11 protein-coding genes are annotated in these 14,237 nt (G+C 33.2%); 4 read left to right on the top strand and 7 right to left on the bottom strand.

All coding sequences use genetic code 11. From position 1 onward, the window contains the following. Window positions 1-53: 53 nt before the first annotated feature. The 7 genes from AWE51_RS20310 to rplM all read right to left on the bottom strand — a co-directional run bounded on the left by AWE51_RS20310 (window position 54) and on the right by rplM (window position 7,241). Window positions 54-2,543 carry a DUF5686 family protein gene (locus AWE51_RS20310; protein ID WP_082832529.1) on the bottom strand — a complete coding sequence of 830 codons (2,490 nt, stop codon included), beginning with the start codon at window positions 2,541-2,543 and terminating at the stop codon, window positions 54-56. A gap of 41 nt (window positions 2,544-2,584) precedes the next feature. Then, complete coding sequence (gene frr / locus AWE51_RS20305) at window positions 2,585-3,148, bottom strand: ribosome recycling factor (protein WP_066317434.1); 564 nt, start codon at window positions 3,146-3,148, stop codon at window positions 2,585-2,587. 26 nt (window positions 3,149-3,174) lie between these two features. Then, window positions 3,175-3,882 carry a UMP kinase gene (gene pyrH / locus AWE51_RS20300; RefSeq protein WP_066317431.1) on the bottom strand — a complete coding sequence of 236 codons (708 nt, stop codon included), beginning with the start codon at window positions 3,880-3,882 and terminating at the stop codon, window positions 3,175-3,177. 434 nt (window positions 3,883-4,316) lie between these two features. Beyond that, window positions 4,317-5,282: a translation elongation factor Ts gene (gene tsf / locus AWE51_RS20295; RefSeq protein ID WP_066317429.1), complete on the bottom strand. Its 966-nt coding sequence runs from the start codon at window positions 5,280-5,282 to the stop codon at window positions 4,317-4,319. A gap of 164 nt (window positions 5,283-5,446) precedes the next feature. Continuing rightward, entirely contained in the window at window positions 5,447-6,271 is an 825-nt protein-coding gene (gene rpsB, locus AWE51_RS20290; protein ID WP_066317427.1) for a 30S ribosomal protein S2, read from the bottom strand. A gap of 128 nt (window positions 6,272-6,399) precedes the next feature. After that, window positions 6,400-6,786: a 30S ribosomal protein S9 gene (gene rpsI / locus AWE51_RS20285; RefSeq protein WP_066317425.1), complete on the bottom strand. Its 387-nt coding sequence runs from the start codon at window positions 6,784-6,786 to the stop codon at window positions 6,400-6,402. Then, window positions 6,786-7,241 carry a 50S ribosomal protein L13 gene (gene rplM, locus AWE51_RS20280; protein WP_066317423.1) on the bottom strand — a complete coding sequence of 152 codons (456 nt, stop codon included), beginning with the start codon at window positions 7,239-7,241 and terminating at the stop codon, window positions 6,786-6,788. Before rplM ends, rpsI begins: the two co-directional genes overlap by 1 nt. A 280-nt stretch (window positions 7,242-7,521) precedes the next feature. Between rplM and AWE51_RS20275 the strand changes: the two genes are divergently transcribed. The 4 genes from AWE51_RS20275 to AWE51_RS20260 all read left to right on the top strand — a co-directional run bounded on the left by AWE51_RS20275 (window position 7,522) and on the right by AWE51_RS20260 (window position 14,130). Further along, on the top strand, window positions 7,522-10,221 hold the full coding sequence (locus AWE51_RS20275; RefSeq protein ID WP_066317421.1) for a DUF5916 domain-containing protein: 2,700 nt from the start codon (window positions 7,522-7,524) through the stop codon (window positions 10,219-10,221). 101 nt (window positions 10,222-10,322) lie between these two features. Continuing rightward, window positions 10,323-11,516 (top strand): serine hydrolase domain-containing protein, encoded by a 1,194-nt coding sequence (locus tag AWE51_RS20270; RefSeq protein WP_066317414.1) that lies wholly within the window; start codon window positions 10,323-10,325, stop codon window positions 11,514-11,516. A gap of 178 nt (window positions 11,517-11,694) precedes the next feature. Continuing rightward, on the top strand, window positions 11,695-13,236 hold the full coding sequence (locus tag AWE51_RS20265; RefSeq protein ID WP_082832528.1) for a DUF4832 domain-containing protein: 1,542 nt from the start codon (window positions 11,695-11,697) through the stop codon (window positions 13,234-13,236). 426 nt (window positions 13,237-13,662) lie between these two features. Beyond that, window positions 13,663-14,130, top strand: a complete 468-nt coding sequence (locus tag AWE51_RS20260) for a hypothetical protein (RefSeq protein ID WP_066317410.1) — start codon at window positions 13,663-13,665, stop codon at window positions 14,128-14,130. Window positions 14,131-14,237 lie beyond the last annotated feature (107 nt).

Genomic DNA, 14,237 nt, shown 5'->3' with positions numbered 1-14,237 from the left:
GAAGGTTTATTATTTGCGAATTATAGCAAGAAAATTAATAATTATATAATGCTTTAAAGTTTTAGATAAAAAGTAAACTTAAAAGAAATGTTATCTTCAAATCTAGGTAGGTGATATGCACCATATCTGTATGCAAAGCTTAATCCAAATCCAGCAAATAATTTATTGATTTCAAAACCTGATTCTTGATAAATTTGTTGTAGTGAGTCAAAGCTCACTCCTTGATGATTTTCTGGATTACTAACATCTCCAATTGCGTATCGCGTAATGAAAACTAATTCGGGTTTTAACCAATTTGCAATTTTCAAAGGTCTAATTCTGTGATTTATTTGCAAGGTAGCAAGGCGATCACTAAAGAATTCTCCAAAAAACATAGTTTCAAAGGTTCTTCTGCCGGCTACAGAGAATCGTTGTAAAACAGTTTCTTTTGTTGGAGCATTAGGAAATGCGTGGTACAAATGGGTTAGTGGAACGTCTCCAGTTGCTAGATCAGCTTCAAATAAGACACTGGTTCTAGATTGATTGATTCTTGTAATCACATATTGAGCTTTAACTCCTATTTTTCCGTAAGTAAAATCACTGTCAAAAATACCTTTAATACCTTGAGTGTACTGAGCAGTTACTTTTGGGTATCCGTCATGAATTTCTTTAATGCCGTTGGGTGTTTTTAAAAACTTGCTAAAAGGACTCCATCGTAAAGCAATTGTAGCTTCTGCAGTTTTATATGAAGAAAATAAATTTCCATTATTAAGAAATTGGTATCCTCCCGTTTGATCGATATTGCTAACAGAAAATTCAGTTTCGGATAAGAGTCTAGGAAAAATTTGATGTTGTAAACTTGTTCTCCAAGTTCTATGCTTATAGTAAAAATCAATATTTACTAATCGGGGTTCGAATAATGAATAGACTCGTCTATCGGTGAGGTATAAAAAACTACCTACTTCTTTAAGGTCGTCTGTATAATTTAGATTTAACCAGGAGCTTGAGTTTTTGTTTAATAAGACACCACCACCAATACCGAATTTTGATTTTTTATCTCTAAAACCATAAACTGCGTAACCTTCTAATCGGAAACGCTTTGAGAATTTCTTGTTAGTTAATCCACCAAGACCTAATCGTAAACCTTCAAAATTATTATATTTAATAGGGTAGGTAAGATCAAAATCAAAGAAACCAACAGGATAATATCCGATATTAAAACTTTGTATAACATCAATTCTTCTTTCTATATTTTGAGCTTTAACAATACTATCAACAATGGGGAAAGAATTGATGTCTTTTTCTGTAATACCACTCGTTCTGTATTTATTCCAGTATTCTTCTGATCTATTATTGGCTTCGGGGTCAACTTTAATAGAGGCATCTTGTAGTTTTACATTTTGTCGATCATTTAAACGAATGTCGAATAAATCTGTTTTAGAAAGCAAAAAGTCATTGTTTCCGGTAAAACTTCTTTTGTCATTACCTAAACGACCTACAGAAATGCGACCTCCAAAAAGGCTTACTTTTTGTCTACCTTTTCCTGGTCGAATAGATATTTCCTGATCAATAGGAAACCAACTATTTTGAGAATCGAAATACTTAAAATTGTGAGTTGCCATTACATCTAGCTCACCTCTTAATTCTAAGATAGCCTTCTGTATTGCTAATGTCTCTATATCTAGATATAATACACCTTCTAGGCTTGCAATTTTTTTAGACTTTCTAGGTTGAAAAAGGACGACTAAAGAAGGTCTTTTGCTTTGAACGGTGTCGAGAATTTTATAATAATAATTTTTAAGAGCTCGATTAGATAGTGGGCCGATGTATTTCTCGTTAAAAATGGTGTAATCTTCTTCGTATAGTGAATTTGATTGTATTTTTATCCCAAGTACATTATATATAGGCTCTTCAAACCCCGTCATTCTAGTTGCTAGAACAGTTTCTTTTCCTTTTGATTTTCTGGTGTATTGATGTTGGCTTACTTTTTCTGATAAGAAAGAGTGAGATTTATTTAGCAATTGTTCTATCTCAACATTTGTTGTGTCTTGGGTTTCTATTGTAGCCTGATTATCTTCTGTAATCTTGAACTTATTATAACTACTATAGCTAAAACTTTTTAAGGCCTTTTTGGGGTTGTTTTGATTTTTTCTTCGGATAGCTTTTTTGATCACTTTAGAAGCTATATTTTCTGCAACTGCAATTTTTACCGTAGATAGATTTTCTTCTTTAGGATGAAGCCTAATCTCTATTTTATCGGCACTTTTAGATTGTATTGTTAGTTTTTTCGTTTCATAACCTAGGTAACTTATCGTTAGATGCACGGGATGATTTTCGCATCGTATAGTGAACTCACCATTAACCGAGGTTAGTGCGTATGAGGAAACTTCAGTTGTTATAGAAGCAAAAGGTAGGGGCTGGGATGAGCTTGCGTCAATTACAATGCCCGTTATGTTAACTTGAGATAGTAAAACAAATTGAGAAAAAAGTAATAAACAAAATAATTTGTTTCGCATTATAGTGATCAGATTCAAGAAACGAAGATACAAAAAAAGCGTTTTCATATTGAAAACGCTTGGATATATAATTTTGGTGTATAAAAATACTAAACTGTCATTATTTCTTTTTCTTTAAGAGCTAACATTTCATCAATTTTTTTGATGTAATTATCTGTTAATTGTTGAATATCGAGCTCAGCATTTTTTGCCATATCCTCGGATAGACCATCTTTTTCTAGTTTTTTAATATCATTATTAGCGTTTTTGCGATCGTTACGCACACCAACTTTAGAATCTTCAGCTTCGGCTTTAGCTTGTTTTGCTAAATCTCTACGTCTTTCCTCGGTAAGAGGAGGTACGCTAATGATAACACTTTCTCCATTATTCATAGGGTTAAAACCTAGATTAGCCACTAGAATTCCTTTTTCTATTTCTTGAATAAGAGATTTTTCGAAAGGTTGAATAGTTATGGTTCTTGCATCGGGTGTACTTACGTTACCTACTTGATTTAACGGAGTAGGGGCTCCGTAATATTGAACCATTACACCACCTAACATTGCAGGAGAAGCTTTACCAGCTCTAATGTTAAGTAATTTTTTTTCTAAATGAGCAATTGCAGCTTGCATAGCTTCTTTGGTAGAATCTACAATAAAATCTATTTCTTCGTTCATTTTGTATTACTTTTCTTTGGACTGATCTATAAATTTACTTGAGTTCCAATAGCTTCACCAGAAACTACTTTAAGTAAGTTGCCAGCCTTGTTCATATCAAAAACTACTATTGGTAATTCATTTTCTTGACTTAATGTAAAGGCTGTAGTATCCATGACTTTTAAACCTTTACGCAAAACATCATCAAATGAAATAAAATCAAATTTTGTGGCATCTGCATTTTTTTCGGGATCAGAAGTGTAAATTCCATCTACTCTAGTTCCTTTAAGTATTACATCAGCATTAATTTCTATAGCTCTTAATACTGCAGCAGAGTCAGTTGTAAAATATGGATTTCCTGTTCCTCCTCCAAAAATAACAACACGACCTTTTTCTAAATGGCGCATTGCTCTTCTTCTTATAAAAGGCTCAGCAACTTCATTAATCTTTACTGCCGATTGTAAACGAGTTGGTATTTCTGCATCTTCAAGTGCGCTTTGTAATGCTAATCCATTAATTACTGTTGCTAACATTCCCATGTGATCTGCTTGCACTCGATCCATTCCTTTACTAGCCCCAGCAACACCTCTAAAAATATTACCTCCTCCTATAACAATAGCGACTTGCACGTTTTCGTTAGTGATTTGTTTGATTTCATGGGCATACTCGGCCAATCTTTTTGGGTCTATACCATATTGGCGATCACCCATTAAGGCTTCACCAGATAATTTAAGTAATATTCTTTTGTATTTCATCGTGAGGTTTAACTATGGTGCAAATATAATGATATTCTTAATTTAGAAAATACTTTAAATGAATTTGAAGGGAAATGGATTTTTTTTCGGATTCTAGGGACTTTTTGTGATATTAAAATCCCCCTTTTAAAATGGGTTTTTTTCCCCTAGTGTTTTTGTTGATTGGCTTTGATTTATGTCATAGGTTTGTCCTGAGGAAAACAAAAAAAATGAGGGGGATGATAAGTGTTTTTAATATAGTGTTTTAACATCAGTATTGACTGATTGGGGAGTTAGTCTTTATTTGGGGGCAAAACCTTGAAGCAATTTAAGGCGAAGTGTTGTTGTAAATATTATTGAAGAAATATTTTGAAAAATGAAGAAGAAAAAACCGCTTCTATTTTTATAGAAGCGGTTTTTGTTTCTTGCACAAGGCAAAATATTTATAGTGTTGTTTATCCTAAAGATACTCTTTCGAAACTAACAACAGCAACATCACCTAATGACTGAACATAATCAGCAACGCTTTTCTTTTCATCTTTAATGAAGTTTTGGTCAAGAAGACATTGTTCTTGATCTAAAGTTGTGTTGTCAGAAATAAATCTTTCTAACTTACCAGGAAGAATTCTATCCCAAATTTGTTCAGGTTTTCCTTCAGCTTTAAGTTCTTCTTTTAATCTTTCTTCAGCTTTAGCAATAACATCATCTGTTAATTGTGCTCTAGAAATAAATTGAGGAACATTTTTTAAAGTTTTTCCTAACCTTCCTAATTCGATATTTTCTTTTTCAATGGCAGCAATTCTTGCTTGTGTTTCAGAAGCAACATATTCTGGATCAAAATCTTTGTAAGATAATGTAGTAGCACCCATAGAGGCAACTTGCATAGAAATATCTTTTGCAAGAGTTTCTGCACTATCTATAGCTGTAGATAAACCAGTTAGGGCACCAATTTTATTACCGTGAACATAGGCACCAACGAAAGGAGCTTCTAGTACTTTGAAATCTCCAATTTCAATTTTTTCTCCGATAACACCTGTTTGTTCAGTAAGTTTTTCCTGAACAGTCATGCCATTAAAGTCTGCAGCCAAAAATTCATCTTTTGTATTCGTGTTAAGAGCAAGTTCAGCTAATTCTTTTGCTAGAGAAACAAATGAGTCATTTTTTCCAACGAAATCTGTTTCACAGTTAAGAGATACAATAACTCCTTTGTTTTTAGATTCGTTAACTTTTGCGATAACTGCACCTTCAGAAGAATCTCTGTCGGCTCTTTTGTCTGCAATTTTTTGCCCTTTTTCTCTAAGGATTTTGATAGCTTTATCAAAATCTCCGTCAGCTTCTACAAGTGCTTTTTTACAATCCATCATTCCGGCACCTGTAGCTTTTCTTAATTTATTTACTTCTGCGGCTGTAATCTTTGCCATATCTTTAAATATTTAATTATTTTGTGTTTAAAAAAATAAGTCGTTTAGTAAGTACTGCAAAAGTAAATAACCAAACGACTCATCGATTTTATATTAAAGTTAAGCTTAATTAAAATTAAAACTCAACTTCGAATTTTAAAAAGATTGTTAGCTTGTCAATCTGTTTATTCTTCTTCTTGCTTTGCAACTTCTTCAGTCACTGCAGGAGCAGGTGCTGCTTCGGTAGCTACAGCTGCTGGTGCTGGTTTTTCAGCTTTAGCTTTTGCAGGAGCATCCTTTTTAGGAGCTTCTTTAGAAGCTTTTCTTTCGCTTAACCCTTCAATAATAGCATCACTAACATAAGTCATTACTTTATCGATTGATTTAGAAGCATCATCATTTGCAGGGATTAGATAGTCTACTTGACGTGGGTCAGAGTTAGTATCTACCATTGCAAAAATAGGAATGTTTAATTTCTGAGCTTCTTTTACTGCGATGTGCTCGCGAGTAATATCTACAACAAATAAAGCTCCAGGTAGACGAGTCATGTCAGAAATAGAACCAAGGTTCTTTTCTAATTTAGCTCTTAAACGATCTACTTGAAGACGTTCTTTCTTAGATAGTGTGTTAAAAGTACCGTCTTTCTTCATTCTATCAATAGCGGCCATTTTCTTAACGGCTTTACGGATAGTAACAAAGTTAGTAAGCATTCCACCAGGCCATCTTTCAGTAATATATGGCTGATTTGCTTTGCTTGCCTTTTCGGCTACGATTTCTTTAGCTTGTTTTTTGGTTGCGACAAAAAGGATTTTTCTGCCTGATGCTGCGATCTTTTTCAAAGCTTCACTAGCTTCATCAATTTTTGCAGCAGTTTTATATAAGTTAATGATGTGAATACCATTACGCTCCATATAAATATATGGTGCCATATTGGGATCCCATCTTCTTGTAAGGTGTCCAAAGTGTACACCTGCATCAAGTAATTCTTTTACTTCGATATTGTTTGCCATTTTTTGTAATAGTTTACGTTCTGTTGAATTAGCAATGTACAAGTGGCTACTTTAACGTATGGCCTTGTGCATTTAGATGCTAAACTAACTCCCTTAAAGGGGATAACAACAAATACTGTTTTAATAAATTAACGTTTAGAGAACTGGAATTTCTTACGAGCTTTCTTCTGACCGAATTTCTTACGCTCTACCATTCTTGGATCTCTGGTTAACAAACCTTCTGGTTTCAAGATAGATCTGTTTTCTTCGTCTAATTCGCATACCGCTCTTGATATAGCTAAACGAACAGCTTCTGCTTGACCAGTAATTCCTCCACCATATACATTTACATTTACATCGTATTTGTCCTCATTACTTGTTAAAGTTAATGGTTGGTTTACTTTGTATTGTAAAGTTGCAGTAGTGAAATACTCATTAAGGTCTTTTTTGTTAACCGTAATTTTTCCAGAACCATCTTTAAGATAAATTCTAGCTACAGCCGTTTTTCTACGACCAATTTTGTGAATAACTTCCATTACTTAAATTCTTTTAAGTTAACAGTTTTTGGCTGCTGTGCATCTTGATTGTGTTCTGCGCCAGCATAAACCTTTAGATTACGAAATAAAGCCGCTCCTAATTTGTTTTTAGGTAGCATTCCTTTTACCGCTTTTTCGATTAAACGCTCTGGATTCTTGTCATACAATTCCTGAGCAGTAAGACTTCTTTGCCCTCCAGGATATCCTGTGTGACGGATATAAGATTTTTCCGTCCACTTTTTTCCTGTTAAGTTGATTTTATCGGCATTGGTAATGATAACATTATCACCGCAATCAACGTGTGGGGTAAAGCTAGGTTTGTGCTTACCTCTTAATAGTATCGCTACTACAGAAGAAAGACGTCCTAAAGTCTGTCCCTCAGCATCTACATGCAACCATTCTTTTGTAACGGTAGCTTTGTTTGCAGATACTGTTTTGTAACTTAATGTGTCCACACTAATTAATTTTTACTTATTAAACATTCCTTTTCCTATATAAAATAGGGGTGCAAATGTACAATTATATATTTATATAGCAAACCGCTAGTTGATATTATTTTTAATGTTGGATCTATTGGTTTTCAGATAGATTGCTTAAGTAGTTAGGTAATTGTTTATTTTCTGCTTTAGAATCATCATTTCTTGTTAATTTTTTATTAAAAAATAATATGTAGTGTGACAAAAGTTGATAATTCATATCATATTAGGGATATCAATCATCAAACGAATAATCAGTATGAAAATTTTACACCTTTTTTGGGTACTTTTTTTATTTCCACCTCTTGTTTTTGCACAAGATTCAACAGCAACTAAAGCTGTCGAAAAAAAGATTTATAGAACAAAACCACTAAATGGAACTCCCCCACCGACTATAGATGGAATTATTAATGAAACTAATTGGGATTTAGTGTCTTGGGGAGAAGGGTTTGTAGAAAACGAACCTGATGAAAACACACCACCAAGTCAAGAAACAAGGTTTAAGATATTGTATGATCAAAAATACCTGTATGTAGCCTATCGTTGTTTTGACACAGAACCAGATAAAATTGAAAAGAGATTGTCTAGACGCGACGGTTTTGCTGGGGATTGGGTAGAGATGAATTTAGATAGTTATCATGACAAACGTACCGGGTTTTCATTCACCATTACGGCCGCAGGTGTTAAAGGTGATGAGTTTATTTCTAGAAATGGAAATAATTGGGATAGTAGTTGGAATCCAATCTGGTATGCTGCTACAAATATAGACGATAAAGGTTGGACCGCAGAAGTTAAAATTCCTTTAAGTCAATTAAAATTTGGAAAGAGTAAAGAACAAATATGGGGCTTGCAAGTAAATAGGAGACTTTTTAGAAAAGAAGAACGATCCGTATGGCAACGTGTGCCTCAAGATGCACCGGGTTGGGTTAGCGAATTTGGAGAACTTCATGGGTTAATAGATATAGAACCACAAAAACAACTAGAAATTCAGCCTTTTGGAGTTGTGCAATATGATACTTTCCCTAAAGAAGAAGGTAATCCTTTTAGAGATGGGGATGATTTTAAACTTAATGGAGGCCTAGATGCAAAAATTGGAATTACAAATGACCTAACAATGGATTTGACAGTAAATCCTGATTTTGGTCAAGTCGAAGCAGATCCTGCAGCAATTGCACTTGACGGTTTTCAGATATTTTTTAGAGAACAACGACCATTTTTTGTTGAGAATAAGAACATTTTTGATTATCGTTTTGCTAATGGTCAGGATAATGTTTTTTACTCGCGTAGAATTGGTAGAAGCCCACAAGGTAGTATTTCAGAATTAAACAATGAATCTGTAGATCGACCTGTAAACACAACAATTTTAGGTGCTGCTAAGTTTAGTGGTAAAACAAAGGATGGATGGTCTATTGGTATATTAGAGAGTGTAACTTCTAGAGAAATAGCTAAGATTGAAGATGAAAATGGAAATGAAAGGGAGGCTATTGTAGAGCCGCAAACTAATTATTTTGTTGGTAGAGTGCAAAAGGATTTCAATGATAGAAATTCTTTTATCGGAGGTATTTTTACCGCTACTAATCGCAACTTAGGAGATGCGTTTGATATAGACGAGGATAATCCAGATACAGATGAAACCATTGAAGTTGCAGGGACAAGAGAAAATAATTTAAATCTTCTTAGAAAATCGGCTTATAGTGGGGGTATAGATTTTAGACATAATTGGAAAGATAGAAAGTATTATGTTGAAGGAAATATAGTAACAAGTCGTGTAGAAGGGTCAAAAGAAGCAATAGAAAATACACAAGAAGAACTTACACACCTATTTAATCGCGTAGATGCTGATCATGTCGAAGTAGACCCTAATAGAACTTCACTTACCGGAACAGGAGGGAAGCTCGTAGGAGGAAAATCAGGAGGTGGTAATTGGCGTTACAATGTAGGGATGTTTTGGCGTTCTCCAGAATTAGAGTTAAATGATATTGGTTTCTTGCGTCAAGCAGACGAAATAAGGCAGTTTGCTAATGTGCGTTATTTATTTTTGAAACCAACTAAATTGTATAGAAGGGCTAACCTTGGCTTTGATCAGTTTAGTACTTACGATTTTGAAGGCAATTATAATCGTATTCAATACAGTGTAAGGGGTGAAATTAATTATATAAATAATTGGTGGACAGAAGGAGAGTATATTCATAAACCTAGAATTTTTACCAATACCATTTTAAGAGGTGGACCACGTTTTCGTTTTTCAGAAGAAAATATAGCCGTATTGTTTTTTGGTTCGGATCGAAGAAAAAAATTCAGCTTTGTAATGGGGCATGTGAATTCTTGGACATGGGATAATAACTTTTCTTTTAAACGATATGTACTACGGTTGAATTATCAGCCATTTGATGCTTTTAGTCTGTCTTTAAATCCAGAATTTAGTATCAATCCTAATAAAACACAATATGTAACCGAAACCGATTTTAATGGTACGCCAAGATATATAACTGCAGATATAGAACAACAAACGTTAAGTGCCAGTATTCGGTTAAATTATAATATTAACCCTAATCTAACCATACAATATTATGGACAACCTTTTATTTCAAGAGGTAGGTACAAGGATTTTAATTTTGTAAATAACCCAATAGCTAAAGATTTATCCGAAAGGGTAACTTTGTTTGATAATAATCAAATCTCTTTTGCCGATGATACCTATAGTATAGATGAAGATAGAAATGGTACTGTAGATTATACTGTTGATAATCCAGATTTTGCATTTGTGCAGTTTCGTTCTAATTTGGTATTGCGATGGGAGTATATTCCTGGGTCTGAAATATTTTTGGTTTGGTCGCAGGGTGTTACAGGAAGTGGAGACTCCAATGATCATTTGTTTAGGAGCTTGAATAATCAAATTTTAGATCAGCAACCCGAAAACACGTTTCTAATAAAGGCTACATATCGTTTTGTTTTATAGAGAGGATTTATTTTTCTTAGTTTATAGGTATTTGTGAGTGAAAAACTTTTTATGCATACTATTTTAAGTGTATTTTGCAACAATTAAGATAGTGTTAGTGTATGAAGTATTTTTATGTAGTATCCTTTGTTTTTTTTGCAATATCATGTAGTGCTCCAGCTCCCAAAGAGAAAACGGTAACTGTAGTAGAGACTCCAGTAGTATCAAAAAAAGATTCTTTATCTCTGTTTTTAGAACATTACGAGAAGTTTTTTGCTACTAATTTTAATGTATCAGAATGTCCTGGTGCTGCTGTTGTAATTGTTAAAGATTCTACAGTGGTTTATAAAAAAGGATTTGGAGTAAAAGAAATTCACACTCAAGATTCTGTAGATGTTAATTCTGTTTTTCGAATTGCGAGCTTGTCAAAAGGTGTAACCGCTGTGCTTGCAGGTAATTTAGTAGATCAGCAGGAGTTAAAATGGAATCAGTACATTAAAGAGTCTTTAAATACATTTGACCTAAGAAACAAGGAGCAAGCTAGTAGACTTAAAGTGAATCATGTATTGTCACACACAACAGGATTGTATCCATACACATATACTCGACTTATACAACAAGGATTGTCATTGGATCAGATAATAAGACGCTTTAAAAGAAAAGGGGTAGTCGCTAGAGAAGGAGTAAATTATGAGTATCAAAATGCTATATTTTCTGTCATTGAAAAAATAATGGAAAAACAAACAGGAACTTCCTTTGAATTATTATTAAAAGAGCGAATTTTTGAGCCAGCATCAATGCATACTGCTTCGAGCACGTTTGCTGCTATAAAAAGTAACACTAATGTTGCGTTACCACATTCATATAATCATTACTCAAAAAAATATAGCTTAGATCGCTTACATAAAAATTACTATAATGTAGCTGCAGCTGGTGGTGTTAATGCATCAATTTCTGATATGGGAGAGTATCTTAAAGTGTTATTAGGATATCGACCAGATATTATTTCTAAAGAAAGACTTCAAGAAATTTTTAATCCGGTAATTTGTACTAGCGATAAGGACACCTATGTTAATTTATGGGATGGTGTTACGGATTCATTCTACGCAAAAGGCTGGAGAATATTAGATTATAGAGGAAGACGAATTGTCTATCATGGAGGTAATGTAAATCAATATAAAACCCAATTAATGGTAGACCCTGATCACAAAATTGCCATTTGTGTATTGTTTAATGCCCCCAACCCTTTTAATGGACCTGTGATCCCAACATTTCTTAATTATTACGACTTTTACAAGGATGTGTTAGAAAACTAAGTACAATATTATTTGTTTATAATCTATTAGGAAGGTCTTGTATGGTCTTACTTCTTTATGGGTATCAACTTAACCATATGGTTATATGTTTTCATGATATTTAAATTTAGACCAGTTGACAATAAAACGGTTTCTGTTTTAGTTTTAACTACTAAATGATAACCATTTAATTAAAATCATGAAAAAAGCAAGTGTACTACTTTTTTTGATTACCATAATCTTCTTAAAAGGATGTTCTAACAGTGACTCGACTATAGCAGAAGATCCGGACAGTGATACTATAGATCAAGTGCGAGTCACATATTTCGAGGATGACTCTGATTTTCCGAATCCGGATAGAGGGTTTTATAGGTATTCTGAAACAAAAGCTAGTAGCTATGTAGTGCTGAATGAAAATAAACTAAAAGAATATAGAGCCCCTTCGATGTCCTCAGGAGCAAATTATAATTCTGTAAGTACATTAATTTTTAGGTATTACGTATTAGACGAGTTTGTAGATAAGCCTATTTCTAGTGATTTTTTGTTGAAAATGGAAGAAGATTTTATTGCGGCAAGAAATGCAGGGGTAAAATTAATACCAAGGTTTACGTATACCATTACGGCTAATTCGGGGCCATGCCCAGCTGGATTTATCTGCCCACCTTACGGAGATGCATCTAAAGATATTATTCTTAATCATATAGCTCAAATAGGGCCTGTAATAACCAATAATATAGATGTTATTAATTGTTTACAAATGGGGTTGATCGGAACTTGGGGAGAAAATTACTATACCGATTTTTTTGGAGATGCTTCGAATAATGATACGCAAGGAAAATTGATAGATAAGAACTGGGAAGATAGAATCGTTATTTTAAAAGCATTATTGGATGCGACTCCAAATGATTTAATGATACAGGTTCGCTACCCTCAGATGAAACAAAGATATGTCTATGGTATAAGTTCGCCAACAAGTGCAGAGGCTTTGGTTATTGAAGAAGCTTTTACTGATAATGATAAAGCAAGAATTGGTTTTCATAATGATTGTTTATTTGCTAGTGCAGATGATTTTGGTACATATACAGATTATGGAAACTCATCCTCATCTAGTGTTACCGATATAGATAACTTAAAAAAGTATTTTAAAGAAGATAGTAAGTATGTTATTGTTGGTGGCGAAACATGTAATGATGGGTATAGTCCTCAGAATGATTGTACTCCAATTGGCATAGCAGATACAGATTTAAGAGAACTGCATTATACATTTTTAAATGCAGATTATAACAATGAAGTCAATAATGATTGGACTGATGGAGGATGTATAGAAGAAATTAAAAAGAATCTAGGGTATAGGTTTGTTTTAAAAGAAGCCCTGTTTCCGACCAAAGCTATTTTAGGAAATAGCTTCGAAATTTCAATAGATTTAGAAAATATTGGATATGCATCGCCAGTAAGAGGCAGAAATGTGATTTTGATTTTAAAGCATAAGTCTTCTGATGATGTTTTAAGGTTTGTCTTTAATACAGATGTTCGTAAATGGTTTTCTTCTGTTAATTTAAAAGAAACTTTTACTTTACCAGATGCAGCTTTGCCTGGAGATTATGATGTTTTTATTCATCTAGCAGATAAGTATGAGACAATCTCAAAAAGGTCAGAGTATAGTATTAGATTGGCTAATAAAGATATATGGGATGCATCTACTGGATATAATAATCTAAATTATGTACTCAAAGTAGAGTAATTGTTTTGTTTGAGCTCTAGTAAGAAAAATTAAAAACCCCGCTGATTATTATTTTAATCAACAGGGTTTTAGGTATTGGGGTCAAAAAAATAAAAATTAATTATTCTAAACGAAAGCCTCTATCACCTATTGGTAGTTTCTAAAGACTACAGTTTTTTCTTGTTTTGATATTCTTATTCGATGTGTTGTCTATAACAAAGAAATATAGATATCATCTTATATCAGAATAATATTAAGTCAAAGGGAAAAAATGGCTTTAAGTAGGAAAAAATATCCTTTAAGATGAAAGTAGTGGTAAGATTTTATGATGAATGCATCAGGGTAATATGATATAGAAAAGTTAATTAAAAGTTAACATGTCTTCATCTAATTTTATTGGTACAATGATTGGTTAAACACCCATCATAACAATAAATTATTTAAACCATGAAAAAAACAATAGTAAGCATTTTAGCATTAGGATTATTAATAGTGTCTTGTTCAAACGATGACGATGCAGGCGATAGTTTCAAGAGAGTTACCTATACATTGATTGAGGTAAATGTAGAAAACCCAACAGATGGGAATGGAGATGGGATAGCAAATAGAAATGAAATGCTAGAAACAGACTGTTATGAGAATACTCAACTTGTTTTAGAGAGCCCAACAGAATTTTATAATGTAGATGGAAAATTTGGATACTTAGATACAGGTTTGCAGTTATCTGTGAGTTGTCAAAGTGATGGATATAATGGGTCTTATGAGTTTGTAGATAACAAATTAATGCTGAAAAGCGATGAGAAAGGAGTCGAAACTTTTGAAATAACAGGGGATAAACTTATAGTGTCGTATCAGTGGACATTTTTTGACGGAGATTTAGAGAAGAAAGCAGAACTTGTGTATCAAAAACAGTAAATAAGGTACAAGATATCAATCTTGTGTAAGATGTAGGAAATTGTAATATAATTTTGATTACTATAATTAGACAAAAGAGTTTTTCTTATTTTTAGATAAACTCTTTT

This window comes from Aquimarina aggregata, from assembly GCF_001632745.1.
GTDB lineage: Bacteria > Bacteroidota > Bacteroidia > Flavobacteriales > Flavobacteriaceae > Aquimarina > Aquimarina aggregata.
This window is presented reverse-complemented; position numbering and strand designations above follow the sequence as displayed.